17 protein-coding genes and 1 pseudogene are annotated in these 15024 nt (G+C 36.8%); 9 read left to right on the forward strand and 9 right to left on the reverse strand.

What is annotated here, in order from left to right; all coding sequences use genetic code 11:
- Nucleotides 1-199: 199 nt before the first annotated feature.
- Complete coding sequence (gene mutY, locus HU235_RS02335; protein WP_174879239.1) at nucleotides 200-1288, reverse strand: A/G-specific adenine glycosylase; 1089 nt, start codon at nucleotides 1286-1288, stop codon at nucleotides 200-202.
- 477 nt (nucleotides 1289-1765) lie between these two features.
- Here mutY and HU235_RS02340 point away from each other — a divergent pair, with 477 nt between their 5' ends.
- Nucleotides 1766-2746, forward strand: coding sequence for a metal-dependent hydrolase (locus HU235_RS02340; RefSeq protein WP_145582617.1), 981 nt, complete (start codon nucleotides 1766-1768; stop codon nucleotides 2744-2746).
- Between the two features lie 234 nt (nucleotides 2747-2980).
- Here the strand turns inward: HU235_RS02340 and HU235_RS02345 are convergent, their stop codons facing one another.
- On the reverse strand, nucleotides 2981-3247 hold the full coding sequence (locus HU235_RS02345; protein ID WP_174879240.1) for a YfhJ family protein: 267 nt from the start codon (nucleotides 3245-3247) through the stop codon (nucleotides 2981-2983).
- A 111-nt stretch (nucleotides 3248-3358) separates the two neighbouring features.
- On the opposite strand from HU235_RS02345, the gene HU235_RS02350 reads away from it, so the two are divergent.
- A complete protein-coding gene (locus tag HU235_RS02350; RefSeq protein ID WP_095299459.1) occupies nucleotides 3359-3523 on the forward strand; it encodes a small, acid-soluble spore protein K in 165 nt (54 codons plus the stop codon).
- 28 nt (nucleotides 3524-3551) lie between these two features.
- Here HU235_RS02350 and HU235_RS02355 read toward each other — a convergent pair whose 3' ends face one another.
- Together HU235_RS02355 and recX are read right to left on the reverse strand one after the other, a co-directional pair.
- A complete protein-coding gene (locus HU235_RS02355; RefSeq protein WP_095299458.1) occupies nucleotides 3552-3869 on the reverse strand; it encodes a YfhH family protein in 318 nt (105 codons plus the stop codon).
- 12 nt (nucleotides 3870-3881) lie between these two features.
- Entirely contained in the window at nucleotides 3882-4691 is an 810-nt protein-coding gene (gene recX / locus HU235_RS02360) for a recombination regulator RecX (protein ID WP_174879241.1), read from the reverse strand.
- Between the two features lie 218 nt (nucleotides 4692-4909).
- On the opposite strand from recX, the gene HU235_RS02365 reads away from it, so the two are divergent.
- The 6 genes and pseudogenes from HU235_RS02365 to HU235_RS24950 all read left to right on the forward strand — a co-directional run bounded on the left by HU235_RS02365 (nucleotide 4910) and on the right by HU235_RS24950 (nucleotide 9125).
- Nucleotides 4910-6037 carry an amidohydrolase gene (locus HU235_RS02365; protein ID WP_174879242.1) on the forward strand — a complete coding sequence of 376 codons (1128 nt, stop codon included), beginning with the start codon at nucleotides 4910-4912 and terminating at the stop codon, nucleotides 6035-6037.
- A gap of 491 nt (nucleotides 6038-6528) precedes the next feature.
- Nucleotides 6529-7086, forward strand: coding sequence for a GNAT family N-acetyltransferase (locus HU235_RS02370; protein WP_095299455.1), 558 nt, complete (start codon nucleotides 6529-6531; stop codon nucleotides 7084-7086).
- Between the two features lie 170 nt (nucleotides 7087-7256).
- Complete coding sequence (locus tag HU235_RS02375) at nucleotides 7257-7385, forward strand: YfhE family protein (RefSeq protein WP_095299454.1); 129 nt, start codon at nucleotides 7257-7259, stop codon at nucleotides 7383-7385.
- Between the two features lie 79 nt (nucleotides 7386-7464).
- On the forward strand, nucleotides 7465-7662 hold the full coding sequence (locus HU235_RS02380; RefSeq protein ID WP_095299453.1) for a YfhD family protein: 198 nt from the start codon (nucleotides 7465-7467) through the stop codon (nucleotides 7660-7662).
- Between the two features lie 383 nt (nucleotides 7663-8045).
- Nucleotides 8046-8567 (forward strand): annotated as a pseudogene (locus HU235_RS24945) (peptidoglycan recognition protein family protein); the annotation flags it as partial.
- A 99-nt stretch (nucleotides 8568-8666) separates the two neighbouring features.
- Complete coding sequence (locus HU235_RS24950; RefSeq protein WP_255451933.1) at nucleotides 8667-9125, forward strand: peptidoglycan-binding domain-containing protein; 459 nt, start codon at nucleotides 8667-8669, stop codon at nucleotides 9123-9125.
- Nucleotides 9126-9246: 121 nt separating this feature from the next.
- Here the strand turns inward: HU235_RS24950 and HU235_RS02390 are convergent, their stop codons facing one another.
- Both HU235_RS02390 and HU235_RS02395 read right to left on the reverse strand, forming a co-directional pair.
- The gene (locus HU235_RS02390; protein ID WP_095299451.1) at nucleotides 9247-10380 is read right to left on the reverse strand and encodes a DEAD/DEAH box helicase; all 1134 of its coding nucleotides are present in this window, start codon (nucleotides 10378-10380) and stop codon (nucleotides 9247-9249) included.
- A 111-nt stretch (nucleotides 10381-10491) separates the two neighbouring features.
- Complete coding sequence (locus HU235_RS02395) at nucleotides 10492-11028, reverse strand: histidine phosphatase family protein (protein WP_174879243.1); 537 nt, start codon at nucleotides 11026-11028, stop codon at nucleotides 10492-10494.
- 308 nt (nucleotides 11029-11336) lie between these two features.
- Here HU235_RS02395 and HU235_RS02400 point away from each other — a divergent pair, with 308 nt between their 5' ends.
- Entirely contained in the window at nucleotides 11337-11567 is a 231-nt protein-coding gene (locus tag HU235_RS02400) for a hypothetical protein (protein WP_174879244.1), read from the forward strand.
- 299 nt (nucleotides 11568-11866) lie between these two features.
- Here the strand turns inward: HU235_RS02400 and HU235_RS02405 are convergent, their stop codons facing one another.
- The 3 genes from HU235_RS02405 to HU235_RS02415 all read right to left on the reverse strand — a co-directional run bounded on the left by HU235_RS02405 (nucleotide 11867) and on the right by HU235_RS02415 (nucleotide 14881).
- Nucleotides 11867-13057: a class I SAM-dependent rRNA methyltransferase gene (locus tag HU235_RS02405; protein WP_174879245.1), complete on the reverse strand. Its 1191-nt coding sequence runs from the start codon at nucleotides 13055-13057 to the stop codon at nucleotides 11867-11869.
- A gap of 199 nt (nucleotides 13058-13256) precedes the next feature.
- The gene (locus HU235_RS02410; RefSeq protein ID WP_174879246.1) at nucleotides 13257-14420 is read right to left on the reverse strand and encodes an MFS transporter; all 1164 of its coding nucleotides are present in this window, start codon (nucleotides 14418-14420) and stop codon (nucleotides 13257-13259) included.
- A gap of 158 nt (nucleotides 14421-14578) precedes the next feature.
- Nucleotides 14579-14881 (reverse strand): ArsR/SmtB family transcription factor, encoded by a 303-nt coding sequence (locus HU235_RS02415; RefSeq protein WP_145580371.1) that lies wholly within the window; start codon nucleotides 14879-14881, stop codon nucleotides 14579-14581.
- Between the last annotated feature and the right edge of the window lie 143 nt (nucleotides 14882-15024).

Raw genomic sequence — 15024 nt, forward strand, 5'->3', positions numbered from 1 at the left:
CCTTAGGGGACAGTCCCCAAAATAAAGTGAAAATCTCAAAAATGCAATACTCACTTTGTTTTTGGGGACTGTCCCCATTCCCCCACTTTATAGTGAAATCCCCTTGATTTTACTGGGTTCACACTCTTTGGGGACTGTCCCCCAACGATTGAGATGACCACTCATTTCCTTGTGTTTCGCTTGGGTGGGGGACTGTCCCCTAATGTTCTCCCCACATTTTTGTTATTTTTTGATGTGATACGGGGAATGCGTGTTGTTCTAGTTCTTGTTTTGTGATGCGTTTTAGTGTTTCTTTTGGTTTGTTTTTTACTTCTCCGCTGTAGACGGATATGTTCCAGATGAGGTGAGAGAAGACGTGTTCAACTGTTCCGATAAGCTCGGATAGGTTGACTTTTGCTTCATATTCGCTTTCAAGGTACTCGGTAAGTTGCTCTCTATATGTTTTTGATTTTGATTGAGTAACTTCGACATTTGGGTGCTCCCATAGGTTTGCAAGTAGCCCTGTTGAAGGCCGTTTATGGATATAAAGATTGCCCTCGTTGTCGTAAAGAACAACCGCGGCCATTTGTAATGGCTTAGGCTTCTTTTTCTTACTTTTAATCGGCAATTCAGCTTGGACACCTTCTACAAAGGCTGAACAATGCTCTCGTACCGGACATAATAAACAAGATGGTGAAGTCGGTGTACAAATGAGAGCACCTAATTCCATTAGCCCTTGATTAAAGGATGACGGATCCTCTTTATCAATTAGTTCATATATCGCCTCTTCAAAAAGCTTTCTCGCCTTCGGTTTCGCGATATCCTCCCAGATTGATAATATTCTTGAGATGACTCTCATCACATTCCCATCAACTGCTGGTTCTGGAATATTATAAGCAATACTTAAAATTGCCCCTTTCGTATATGGGCCAACTCCCTTAAGCTTACCTAATTCCTCTGGGTTGTTAGGAACAACACCACCATAAACCTCCTTAACCTCTCTGACGGCGGCCTGAAGATTTCTTACTCGCGAATAATAGCCTAATCCTTCCCACGCCTTTAATACTTCCTCCTCATCAGCATCAGCCAACGCTTCAATAGTAGGAAATTTTGTTATAAATGAGTTAAAATAAGGAATAACCGTATCTACTCGAGTTTGCTGAAGCATTATTTCAGAAACCCAAACTTTATACGGATCCTGATCCTTCCGCCAAGGAAGATCTCGTTTTTCAGCAAGGAACCAATTAATTAAATCCTGCTGAAATTCATTAACCGAAAAGCCGTGAAGCTTTTCCTTTATATCGTTCATGTCTTTTCCCCCGATAATAAATAATGTTGTTATAGCAAAACTTTGTAGAGGTCGAAAAGAGCATTAGTGCGAGACCCCACAGGTGTTAAGGCTTGCCCCTTCCCTTGATAAGTGAGCACCGCACGAGAGAAATAACCAAAACGACTACCAAAAAGCTACAAAGTTTACGAAATAGTCTATTATAAAGATTTTTTGAAAACAAAAGCACCTACAATCTAAATCACCCGAGATGCTTCACATAAAAAATTTCAAGCAACAAAATATACAAAAACAGCCAAACTATAGAATGAATCTTTCAATTTATTTAATTGCCATTCAAGATTTATGAAAAGTAATAAGAATTCCTCACATTGGACAGGATGAGTACATATACATTCAATTGAAAACCTTATGTTAGGAAACAATAAAAAAGGAAAATTTCCATTTCGTTTAATACTCACAATTCACCTTATGAGTAAATACTAGGAGGTTACATTTTTGGACACCGGAACACATATCGTGATGGGAATCGCATTAGGAGGACTTGCAACTTTAGATCCTGTTGTCGGAATTGATAATCCAACAGCACATGCTGTCATGCTTGGAACGATTCTTGGTTCTCAGGCTCCTGATCTCGATACAATTCTTAAACTTAGCAATAACGCAAGATATATTCGAAATCATCGTGGAATTACTCATTCGATTCCAGCCATCTTTATTTGGTCTGTTCTGATCACGGGAATGATCACAATATTTTTCCCAGAAAGCAATTTATTGCATTTATGGCTATGGACACTTTTTGCGATAGTCCTTCACGTATTTGTTGACATTTTTAATGCATACGGCACACAAGCGTTACGGCCGTTTTCAAAAAAATGGGTTGCATTAGGAATGATTAATACGTTTGACCCTTTTATCTTTATAGCACATATCGTCGGAATTATCATTTGGTTAGTTGGCGCACCTCCTGGTTATACCTTTTTAGGTGTATACGCCGTTTTAATTGTCTATTACATCGTTCGCTTTTTTATGCAAAGACAAATTATTCATCAATTACACGAGCTTCTTGATGACATCGAGCAAATAACGATTTCACCTACAATGAAATTTAGACAATGGCATATCGCGATTACGACAAAAGATCGATTTCATGTAGCAAGAGCTGTTGAAGGAACAATTCATTTTTTGGATGAATTCGAACGAGTCCCTGTCCCCCAAACAGATGTCATGAAAGCAGCTGAAAAAGATAAAAATATTTCCGCTTTTTTATCGTTTTCTCCGGTTTATCGCTGGGAGGTTGAGGAATTCTCCGACCACTATGAAGTCCGTTTTATCGATTTACGCTATCGCAGCAAAAATTATTATCCATTTGTCGCAATCGTTCAGCTCGATACAAATTTAAATATTGTCAGCTCGTATACAGGCTGGATTTTCAGTGAAGAAAAGCTTCGGAAAAAGCTTGAGCTCATTCCCGAATAAATAATCGTAATAAATGGGCATCCGTTAAAGGATTGCCCATTTTTTCAGTTACGTTAAGTTGTTGATTTCACCATGAGGCATTCGCTTTCCATAGGCGGTCTGCGAACCTCCCTGTTGCTCTCCACTCCTGTAGGGGTCTCCTCCTGCACGCTACTCTAAGCGAGAGTCTCATATATCCGTTCCAATTAACAACTAAACAATCATCTTTTACCATAGCCATTAATTAAACAAATGTTAATGCTTTAAATAATCGTCGTTTAATAAATGACTATATTTTGGATTTGTTGCGATAAATTCATGTAGCTTCTCTCCATAATTCGTGATCATCTGTCTGACGACTTGCTCTGCCATCTCCTGCCCTCGATATTTTCTTCCTGCTTTAGCCTGTGTTGATTCAAAATCTTCCCATAAAAGCTCAACCCAAGTTCTCGCTTGAGCATAGGATAGTGTTTTGTTTTTACTCAATAATTCATTTGTTAATCGTTCAAAATAGATTTCCATTATTCTCACCTCTAGGAAGGATTCGTTACTTATATTCACATGATGAAAGCATCATACTAATTGTACACTTCACGTTTGCTGAAGTTGATGACTTATTGGGGAGGGATTTTGATGCGTAACAAGGAAAAGGGCTTCCCTTATCACGGTGATAATAAATTAGAAGGGGAACCGCGAGCGAAAGCAGAATATGCTTCAAAACGACCAGATGGAACGACAAATACCCATCCACAGGAGCGAATGAGAGCCTCTGGACAACGAGAAAATCCTTACTCCTAACCAATTACGGGGGGATTGTCCCCCTGTTTTATTTTTTTACGAGCATTGAGATCGGTAAAGCTTCTTCTACACCTGGTGTCGATAATCGGTTACCCCAGGCAAAAATTCCATTCATATAATCAATTTTAAACGATTCACCAGGGTCCCCTTCAATTTCATAAACCTCACCCGATTTATAATCATCAGGATTTAATAAGTATGATTGCGCCATCGTAATTTTCCGCTCTAACACGGCAAATTCGTTAATAATCCCTAATTGCTCCGCTTTTCGTGCCTTTTCCTTTAGCAGACCAATTTCTGTTTTTAATTCATACTCCGTCATTTCACTATATCGTTTCTGATTCATGATTATATCCCCTTACTCATTTAATCCCTCATTAAGATATTTTTCAATTAATTCGATTGAAAAGCCCTTTCTATATAAAAACTGCTTCATTTTTTGCTTATATTGATAATCTTCCTCATGGCTATATTTCCTTTTCGCCTTTTCGGCCTGTTTCATTAAAGCTTCCATTTCTTCGTTATCGTTCTGTTCAAATTGAACCTCTTCTAAAGCAATTGAAATAATTGAATAAGAATAACCTTTTCGTAACAAATACTGCTCTAGCTTTGCTTTTAACAAAACAGTTGAGAGATTATGATTCTTTTTCAGCAATTTGTTTGCATGGTTAATCGCTTCTTCCACTTGTGCCTCTTGGTCATATTGCTCAAGAGCTTGTTCGATTAATAGACTAGCGACCCCTTTTGCTTCTAGCTCTCGCTTTAATACAGTTGGACCTTTACCATTTGTTTGCCATCCTGTTTTCACATAGGCGATCGCAAATTCTAAATCATCAACATAACGATTATCCTTTAGCTTGCCAATTGTTTCTTGAATAATTGCATCATTATATTCATATTTTCTTAAATGATCTTCGACTTCCTTCATTGAGCGCATTCGATAACTGAGAAAGTCTAAAGCTTTATTATACGCCTTTTTTAATTCATCACCATATTGAATCTCAATAATATCAAATTCATCAAGCTCTTTGCCCTTTTTTAAATTAAATTTGATCAGAACATCCTGGTCAACACTAAAGGCAAACCTTTCACCGCTACCATCGTCCAAAAAAATGTTAAAGCGGTCATCTGATTGCTTTTGGGTCGTGATTTTCGTAATAATTGCCAAATCTATAACCTCCTTTCACTACCCTTGTACTTTTTTATCAAACATACAAGGAATTCTCTATTTTTACAGTGTATATAGTAGTATAAACGTTTTTAATAGGAATTGTTGTTCCTATTTTACCATGAACTGAAAAAACTTCTGTAGTAAAAAAACTGAATACATATGCAGGCAATTTCATATAAGAAAAAGTAACGAAAACCTTTGAAATGGAGTTTTTTATGAAAAAAACATATTTATTTAAGCAAGCTACTGTTTATCCAGTTACAGCAAATGTTTTATATGATACAGATGTCCTTGTAGAAAATGGCAAAATCATCGCGATTGAAAACAATATAGATGCTACCACGGAAATGAAGGTCATTCCTTGCAAGGATCATTTTTTGTTCCCTGGCTTTATTGATGTTCATACTCATATCGGATTATATGATGAAGGAACAGGCTGGGCAGGCAATGATGCAAACGAAACGATTGAACCATTAACACCACATATTCGGGCATTAGATGGTGTTCACCCTTTAGATCCTGCTTTTACTGATGCAATAAAATACGGTATTACTACATGTCACATTATGCCAGGAAGTGCAAATGTAATTGGCGGTACAACCTCTGTCATTAAAACCTTCGGAAAAAACGTCTCAAAAATGCTTTTAAAGGAGACGGCAGGGTTAAAAATCGCACTCGGGGAAAACCCAAAACGGATGCATAGCCATGGAAATAAAGAATCCATTACTAGAATGGGCATTATGGGGATGCTTCGTGAAGCGTTTTACAAAGCGAAGTATAGTGATGACTTTGAAGATTTTCGAATTATCCCTCTTAAAAAGGCTTTAAGCAGAGAAATCCCTGTGCGAATTCATGCTCATCGTGCAGATGATATTATGAGTGCGATTCGATTTGCCGAGGAATTCAACCTCGACTATCGGATTGAACACTGTACAGAAGGACATTTAATTGCTGATGAATTAGTCGGGAAACAAGTAAAGGTTTGTATCGGGCCAACGTTAACGCGAAAATCAAAAATAGAATTAAAAAATAAAAGCTGGACCACCTATCAAGCATTATCAGAAAAAGGTGTTGAAGTCTCAATTACAACCGATCATCCTTACACACCAATTCAATACTTGAATATTTGTGCCTCCATTGCTGTGCGTGAAGGCTTTGATGAGCAAAAGGCGCTTGAAGGAATTACGATTGCTGCAGCAAGAAATTTAAAGGTTGAAAATCGAATCGGGAGTATTGAGGTCGGAAAGGACGCTGACTTAGTTCTCTGGAATTATCACCCCTTCCACTATTTTGCAAAGCCGCAGCTAACGATGATTAACGGTGAAATCGTTTATCAAATTTAACAGAAAATTATTATTTTAATATTATAATGATCTGGTCTCTCAATAACGAAACTAGTTAAATTATGATCATAATCCATTTCACGCCCTCTACCTTTTTAACACATTAAATTGCTAGAATTATCAAAAATAATTATTCTAAAAATTACCAATCCGCTAGATTTCAACAACTATTCTAAGATACATATTTTTTTTTTGAAATTCGACAAAAAAGGTGTATCTTTTTTATTTAAATTGACGTATTATACTTCATGAAGATATCAATGTTCATAACTAGGAGGTACTATATCCTTTAGGAGAATTAGTACGATCAACTGATGATTAGACAATTAAATCTAGTAATGGGAAGGCAAATGGTGCGCCACCAGCTTTACTGGTTCTAGTGGGTTCGATTCCCACCCCGAAATTTTTTGATTTTATAGCTTTCATAAAAAAATTTCGAGGGTGGAGACAACCATACACGTGGGGTCTGCCCTCATATTGGAGGGATCCAGATGCTAAAAAAACGTGATATTCATGACAGTCATGCACTTTATGAACTTATGGTACACCCTGATGTCTTCCCTTTTGTGCGCCATAAAACAAATTCGATTGATGAATATTTATTTATTACAAAACAAACGATTGAGGCTGAAGAACGTGGTGAATTAATCTCACGTACCATTTTAGATGAATGGGGCTCTCCAATCGGAACGATAAGCTTATTTGATATTCAGGATAAAGCTGGATTTTTAGGAACTTGGTTAGGAAAACCATACCATGGCAAAGGCTATAACAAGCTTGCCAAGGATGCTTTTTTTCATGAATTATTTTATGAGCTAGATATTGAAACGATCTTTTTACGTATTCGCAAACAAAATATTCGTTCAACGAAGGCAGCAGAAAAGCTTCCATATGTAGTAAATGCAAATGAAACAAGAGCTGCATTACTTGAGCAAATTAACAACGGTGAAGATCTATACAATCTTTTTGAAATCACAAAGGATCGTTATACCTTTTATACGTATCAACAAGGTACGGAAATGGATGATCAACAACTTAAAGAAGCTTAAAAGATGTGGATATGTTAGCCACATCTTTTTTATATAATACATGCTATTTTTTAAGACAAGCTAGTTAACGAGAGAAGGACAGCAATTAAAATTCCAGGAAAATTTTTGAATAAAATCATCTCTAATGTCCAAACTAATGATGAATAATTTTGTTTGGAAGGTGGATAACGATGGCAAATGAAAAAAAGCGAAGAGATCGAACAAAATCAACATTATCTAGTAGCCAAGAAGTAACATACCAACGCGAATTTAAAATGGCTGACCGTGCAGGTGGATACATAAGTAAACGTCAACACTAATTTCCAATCATGATTTTCTGAAAATAAGCCAACCTAAACTTGAACGATATGTTCAATATTATTTTAGGGGGCTTTTTTCATGGGTCGCGGAAATAAACATAGTCATGGTTCACGTGATAAAAATACAAATACATTGCCACAAACACCGAAAAATTTAAAAAGAGATGGAATTGATCAAGAGTTTTCACAAGAATTAGCTGATCAAGACGATATTGAAGCACAAGCAAGAGCAAAAGCTGCTGACCAGCGTCAAAAGGCTAAGAAAAAACGGAAATAATATTCACGAGGCTGTCCATTATAAGACAGCCTCAAAACGTTATTGGATTTTTTTTCCTATCAACTCTAGCTTTCGTATCATCATAAAATAGTCGATACTCTCTTTTTGTCAGCTTTTATTAACTATTGTGGATAATCCTTTTATGTTTTGTGGATAAATACACTGGTAAATTTGTGGATATTGTGAATAAACTGTTCATAACCTTGATGTACATACATAACTTTATCCACATTATATTCAGTTCAGTAACCATCTAATATAAATTAGTTGTGGGAATTGTGGATAACTTCCTGTCTACTAAATCGGGTCTCACCATTTACTAGCTCCGTTCATACAATAAAGCGTAATAGTTTGTAAAATCAAATGACAGGGGTGTTTATCCGTTGGTTTACGAGATTACACGAGACTATATACGCACTGGTAACTCCCGCTCAGGTCAACGTATCGGTACTGTTCGCTTTATCGTCAGTCATGATACCGGCAATCCGGGCTCAACTGCTTACGGCAATCGCAACTATTTTGACAGGCAGCAACCATCCGCTTCAGCACACGCCTTTATTGATGATAAATATATTTTGGAGATTATCCCTTTAACAGAAAAGGCCTGGCACGTCCGTTCAAACGTAACAGGTGATAATAGAAGATATGGTGTAAACGCAAACGATGCCGCAATAGGTGTAGAATTATGCCATGGCGGAAAAATTAACTTTCAACAAGCCTATGCCCGCTACGTATGGTATCATGCATACCTTTGTGACAAGTTTAACTTAAACCCGAGAAATGATATTATCGCACACGCAACATTAGACCCATCAAGGCGTACTGATCCGATTAATGTTTTGCGTAATCATGGGATTTCTTGGTCAGTATTTATTGATGATGTTGCAGAAGCATTACAAAATTTCGGGAATTCAAACCCACCTGACACAACAACACCTGCTAAGCCGCCAACAACATCGAAGCCACCCGCATCTGTTGTAAAAGGAACAACAGTAAAGCTGCCGATCGGTGAAGGTGATTCAGGTCCGTTTGTACAGGATATTCAGGAGGAATTAATAAAAGCCGGTTATCGACTTCCTCGCTATGGAGCGGACGGACATTTTGGGGAGGAAACGGAAAATGCGGTAATGAGATTCCAAAAAGATTACGGGTTAGCTGTTGATGGATTAGTCGGCCCGATTACACTTAATAAGCTTCAAGAAGTAAATCATCAAAGGGTTTCTGCATCAGACTTCCCATTACCTACAGGTGTATTGAAAAGAGGTAGTCAAGGAGAAGCTGTAAGACAAGTTCAACGAGCGTTAAAACAAATCAATTTCAATCCTGGTACAATTGATGGTATTTACGGTCCTAATACAGAAGATGCTGTTAGAAGATTTCAATCAATGTATGCTGCGTTAGCTGATGATGGCATATATGGTCCAAATACTCGAAAATATATGCGAATGGAGCTAGACGATTAAAATCGTAAAAACGATGTATAACAACTCCATTTCCAACATAAAGTATTATTACATCAGGAACCGACATCACAGAAAAAAACACGCTTGCTCGTATTGAGTGGCGTGTTTTACTATAGATTCATTAATCTTCAACTAATTCACCTTTATATAATCTATTTCGGATCAGCGAAATATTAAGCTCCTTCGCCATTTTCTTTAATTCCCTTTCCTCACGTTCAGTTACAATTGAAACGACCGTACCAGAAGCTCCTTGTCTTCCTGTTCTTCCTGAACGATGAACATATTGCGAGACATTTGCAGGCAAATCAAAATGAATCACATGAGTAAGTCCTGCAATATCAAGTCCTCTTGCAGCCACATCTGTTGCCAATAAAAGTCCTTGATTTTCATTTCTCATCGCTTTTAGCGCTCTTTCTCTCTCATCCTTCTTCGTGTCACTATGTAAAAGATGTAAATCGACACCTTTATAATCAAGCTTTTCAGCAATGACGTTAAGATTACCGATATCCTTTACAAAGCCTAATCCCTTCATTCTTACCGTCTTTGCTATCCGTTCAAGCAAGGTGATTTTTTCACGCTGTTCACAAACGAGGTATACATGCTTAACATCACCAATTGGAACTTCATTAAGCTCCACCTGAATAATCTCAGGGTCCTTTTTCATTAAATCTCTTGCTCTCGATTCTGTTCCTTCATTTAAAGTCGCAGAAACTAAAACAATTTGACGTTCACTTCGTGTCGCCTTAACAATTTCTTTTATTGTATTTTTATGTTCAGGAGTAAGCAATTGGTCTCCTTCATCTAATACTACCGTCTTCACTTCATGCATTTTAAGCTTTTTTAATTTTATCAATTCTTGAATTCTTCCCGGCGTACCAACAACAATTTGCGGGCTCTTCTTTAGCTTTTCAACCTGACGCTTAATATTCGCACCGCCAATGAAGGATGCACTTGTAATACTACTTCCTTCAGACCATTTTTTTATTTCATCAAAAATTTGCATAACTAATTCCCTTGAAGGTGCAACGATAACGATTTGCGTATTTTTCTTTGTTTCTTCAACCCTTTGTAATAATGGTAGAACATACGCCAACGTCTTCCCTGTTCCTGTTGGTGATTCAGCTATAACATCTTTCCCACCGGCGATTAGTGGAATTGCTTTTATTTGTATCGCAGTAGCCTCAGCAAAGCCTGCCTTTTCCCAATTTGCTTGAATAAACGGCTTTACATCTTCAATTAAGTTCAGTTGAGTCATCAATATTTTTCTCCTTTACGAAAACAATTGCTTTAAAACATTGTTCATTAAGTCATCACTATCGTACAGTTTCTAATCAAGAAAAGCAAAACTAATTATGGGGACTGTCCCCTATTTTTCATATAAATAAAGGACTCCATTTTTCGCTCTCGTTAGTTTTGGTCCGATAAAGCCTCTTTTAATTAGCTCCTTATTTAAATAAATCATAAGAGCACCATGGCTGACAATTAGTGTTTCTCCCTCATTTTCACTCTCAATTTGATCAATTACTTTGCGAACCCTACATTTCACAGCAGCTTTTGCTTCCTTTTGGGTTTTATGGTTCATCAGCCAAGCAAATCTAAATAGAAACATCCATAAAACAAAAGGCATTTTTACATTTCGCAAATGAAATGGATAGATTGGTATTTCCCTCAATTCCTTTATCTGTTTAACTTCTCCTTGAAATAAGTAGCTAGCCGTTTTTACAGCCCGCTTCATATCACTTGAATAACATTGTACCCATTCTACCTCTTCTATATGTTCTCGATAATCCTCTATTTCAGCTCCATCATATTCCTGCACCCATTGAAATAATTCACCCTCAGTCATGAACTGTGTTGGCTTCTCCTTTTTCACCTTAAGATGCCTCACTAAACCAATTTTCATTTCTCACACTCTTTCGTCATATTTCCCCAGAAATAATTTCAATTTATCAATTATTTGTCGCAAGGGACGGTATATGTACTCGATTTCGTCATAAACATACAATCTCCTGCTAAAATCACTGCTTAATTAAACGTTTGTTTAAGGAAATTTCCATTCTCTACACGCTAATTTTTTATTATTTTATCGATTTTGTTTGTTTAGGACGAAATTTATCCGGGTATTAGCAAAATACAAATGAAAAATTGTATAGTCCTTGTTCTGACGACAAGTCTCTTATATGAAAATAATTTGGAAGGGCGTGGCGAAGTGTGGCACAAATACTAGAAGTTAGAAAGCTAACTAAAATAAAGGCTGAAATAGATGCTATTTCAAAGGAATGTAAGCAGGCCTTTTCAGCTTGGCTACAAGATCGAGATAATACCGAATTATTTATTGAATACAAAGAGCTTTTAGCTAAACGGAGAATGCTGCTTAATCGTTATCGTGCTTTTTCTATTATTTATGATGATAGAAAAAAAGTGTCAAATTATGAGCATTAGTGTTGATAAAAGAAAGGCTGATGTCAAACATCAGCACAGTAGAATTTAAAAACAAATACTCTTTTTCCTAATATTCCTATATAATATTAAAAACGCCTCTGTAGCTCCAGAAGGGAAGAGCGCCGGAAAACATTGTAGAACCGGGTCGCAAGGCAAGGGTTTCAGAAGCACCGAAAAGCAATTAGCTGAGACAGGTGGAATTCCTGTCGGTGAAATTCCGTAGGGAAGCGTGTTCCCCCTAGCCTAAGCTAAACAATCATGGATTGTGAGTGCGGGTTCGAATCCCGTCAGAGGCAGTCTTATCCTAGCTTTTGAATGAAAACTACCTTTAAGTAGTTTCCTTCCTTATACTCTTTCATCGTTGGAAAATCGCTCGGTAGACTATATTCCTCGATTATCTTATATTTCCCCTTTGTTGCTTTAAATGCCTTTTCAATAAAGCCTTTAAATTTATTCATGCCAAATGTACTGCAATTAGAGGAGGCAATGATGATTCCATCCCTTTTCGTTATCGCAATTGCCTGTTCTAATAGAGCTGGATAATCCTTACCTGCACTAAAGGTATGCTTTTTAGAACGGGCAAAGCTAGGAGGATCAAGGATCACCATATCAAAGGATAGCTTCTTTCGAACAGCATAGTGAAAGTAGTTAAAAACATCTTCAACAATGATATCCTGTGCTTCAACGTCAATTCCGTTCACTTGAAACTGCTCAATCGTCTTAGGCTTACTTCGATTTGCCAGGTCAACACTCGTTGTTTTTACAGCTCCTCCTAGTGCAGCAGCTACTGAAAAAGCACCTGTATATGAAAATGTATTTAACACATGCTTACCCTTTGCATATTTATTTTTAATCGTATTTCTTACTTCTCGTTGGTCTAAAAATACCCCAACCATCGCACCTTCATTTAAATAGGTAGCAAACTGAATATCATTTTGTTTAACGATAAGCGGAAACGTTGCTCTCTCACCAGCAACAAAGTCATCATCCTCAATATATTTCCCCTTCACATCAAACCGTTTTTTCTCATATATTCCTTTTACATCAAATAAAGATAAAAGAGAATCAATGACCTGCTTCTTAAACGTGTAAATTCCCTCACTATACCAACTAACAACGTAATAACCATCATAATAATCGATCGTTAAACCGCCAATTCCGTCTCCTTCACCATTAAATACACGAAAAGCAGTTGTTGATTCGTCGATAAAGAGATCCCGTCTTCTCTCAAATGCTTTCTTTAACCGTTGATCAAAAAAGCTTTGATCAAGTCTTTCATCTCGTTTCCGCGTCAGAATCCAGCCTATTCCTTTATTTTGAACTCCAAAATAGCCTTTCCCGATAAATTGCTGACCATCGAATAGCTCGATAATAGTCCCTTCCTGTATTCCTTCGTAGGCTGTAATTGCATCCTTACTAATAAGAGGAAAACCTGATTTTAATATTTTTGCAAAATCCTTTTTTACATTAAGTCGAGTTGTTTTTGTCATAGTTCACCAAACATTCTATCGTAGTCATTTTATTATGTGCATTTTCTATCATATCGATAATTCGATGAAAAGGAAAATTTAATTAAGTTTTGGGGAGAAATAAAAAAAAGGAAAGAAGTGTAAACTGGTACCTGTAGTTAGGACACTTGAAAAAGAGTGTTTTATCTACAGGTATTTTTACTAAGGGGTTATGATTTTTTTACTCTTCTGGCATCTTGCTTAACTGTGCTCGGGAAAGTGCCAAAGTTACTACAATAGCTATTGTAACTCCTAATGCGCCTATCCAGGTAACGGAAGATAGTGATACTTTCTCGACAAAAATACCTCCAATTCCTGCACCAGCCGCCATTGCCAATTGCATTACTGACTGATTTAAGCCTAATAATATACCTGATGACTCTGGCTCGATTGTAGCCAAGTTATATTGTTGTGTTGGTCCTGATGACCATGCAGCAAATGACCATAGTATTAATATTATTAAAACACTAATATAAGAATTTGTTACAAGAGATAATAATATTAGCGTAATGATGTGTAACGACATTCCACCTAACAGTGTTTTTTGAACTCCCCAACGATCTGTACTAAATCCACCAAATTTAGAACCGAATAAACTTGCGATACCAAAAATCAGCAATACACCACTTAAAAGTTTTTCCTCTATTCCTGATACATTTAACAAGTAAGGTGAAAGGTAAGTGTACGCAATTGAATACCCTCCAAGCCAGAAAAAAGTAATTGCTAATCCAAGTGTAACCCTACTTTTCTTAAGAAGAGCCAACTGTTTAACTAGTGGTACAGGCTTATCACCCTTAATAAGTGGAATAGATGCTCTAATTATTATCATTGCAAGAATTCCCAGCAGTGCTATTCCACCAAAAATAACTTTCCAACCTAATAAACTAGAAATAATTCTTCCAAGAGGTACTCCTATGATTAATGAAGCCGTAAACCCCATAACCACTGTAGCAATAGCGCTACCTTGTTTACCTTCTGGTGCTATCTTTGCAGCGATAGTTAATGCTGTAACAACAACCATCCCTGCCCCGAGTGCCATAACTACTCGAGCTACTACAAATAATCCGTAACCTGGTAGGATGAAGGCCAAGATATTACCTATTACGAACAAACCTAATGAAAAAATCATTAATTTACGTCTGTCAATACTAGATGTTATTCCCATAAGAATAGGTGTAAATATTGCATATACAAGTGAGAATATTGTAATTAATTGACCTGCTGCAGCCAAAGTTATTTCAAGTGAATCTGCAATCGTATCTAAAATTCCCGAAATAATATATTCGGAAGTTCCTACTAAAAAACTAACGATTGCCAAGATATAAATCTTCAAAGTATTAGACAAATGATGTCACTCCTTATAATTTTATTTCATATCGACATATCGTTAATCATCGATATGTGTATTCAAAAAAATATATAGCATGAATACTAGCTATGTATTCTAGCGGAAATGAAACTGAACCCTCCCAAAGAATTCGTAAGGAATTCAGTTTCACTCAGTTATTTCTTTTGCTTCAAGAACTCGGCGATCCCATTGATGGCATCTTCATTTCTTTTGTAATAAGTATACTTACCTATACGGTCAGCCTTTATAAGTCCAACCTGTAAGAGCATTGAGAGATAATGAGATGCTGTCGATTGCGTCATTTCCAATTTTTCTGTAATTTGACTAACGCATACCCCGGTTTTGTTCATATCAATCCCTTCGTGGGGAGTGAAATGGAGATCTGGTTCCTTAAGCCATTCTAAAATTTTGAGCCTTGCTTCATTAGATAATGCTTTAAAAATATCAACTTGTTTCATACAAATCATTGTATCGAGAATTATCGAATTGTCAAGTGCGCACTCTTTCTTCGAACCCATATAGGATTAATTCTCAACAAAATTAATATTATACAATTCATTATATCGAGAATTATCGATGCGTCAAGTGTGAGTGGTATAAC

This window comes from Metabacillus niabensis (assembly GCF_902829255.1).
Taxonomy (GTDB): Bacteria; Bacillota; Bacilli; order Bacillales; family Bacillaceae; genus Metabacillus; species Metabacillus niabensis.

Excerpts from the sequence above, each read along its gene's own strand:
- HU235_RS02375 (WP_095299454.1), top strand. The coding sequence starts at position 7,257 with ATGGCAAATGAAAAAAAGCGAAGAGATCGAACAAAATCAACATTATCT.
- HU235_RS02390 (WP_095299451.1), bottom strand. The coding sequence starts at position 10,380 with ATGACTCAACTGAACTTAATTGAAGATGTAAAGCCGTTTATTCAAGCA.
- HU235_RS02350 (WP_095299459.1), top strand. The coding sequence starts at position 3,359 with ATGCGTAACAAGGAAAAGGGCTTCCCTTATCACGGTGATAATAAATTA.
- HU235_RS02415 (WP_145580371.1), bottom strand. The coding sequence starts at position 14,881 with ATGAAACAAGTTGATATTTTTAAAGCATTATCTAATGAAGCAAGGCTC.
- HU235_RS02380 (WP_095299453.1), top strand. The coding sequence starts at position 7,465 with ATGGGTCGCGGAAATAAACATAGTCATGGTTCACGTGATAAAAATACA.
- mutY (WP_174879239.1), bottom strand. The coding sequence starts at position 1,288 with ATGAACGATATAAAGGAAAAGCTTCACGGCTTTTCGGTTAATGAATTT.
- HU235_RS02395 (WP_174879243.1), bottom strand. The coding sequence starts at position 11,028 with ATGAAAATTGGTTTAGTGAGGCATCTTAAGGTGAAAAAGGAGAAGCCA.
- HU235_RS02355 (WP_095299458.1), bottom strand. The coding sequence starts at position 3,869 with ATGAATCAGAAACGATATAGTGAAATGACGGAGTATGAATTAAAAACA.
- HU235_RS02365 (WP_174879242.1), top strand. The coding sequence starts at position 4,910 with ATGAAAAAAACATATTTATTTAAGCAAGCTACTGTTTATCCAGTTACA.
- HU235_RS02345 (WP_174879240.1), bottom strand. The coding sequence starts at position 3,247 with ATGGAAATCTATTTTGAACGATTAACAAATGAATTATTGAGTAAAAAC.
- HU235_RS02370 (WP_095299455.1), top strand. The coding sequence starts at position 6,529 with ATGCTAAAAAAACGTGATATTCATGACAGTCATGCACTTTATGAACTT.
- HU235_RS02405 (WP_174879245.1), bottom strand. The coding sequence starts at position 13,057 with ATGACAAAAACAACTCGACTTAATGTAAAAAAGGATTTTGCAAAAATA.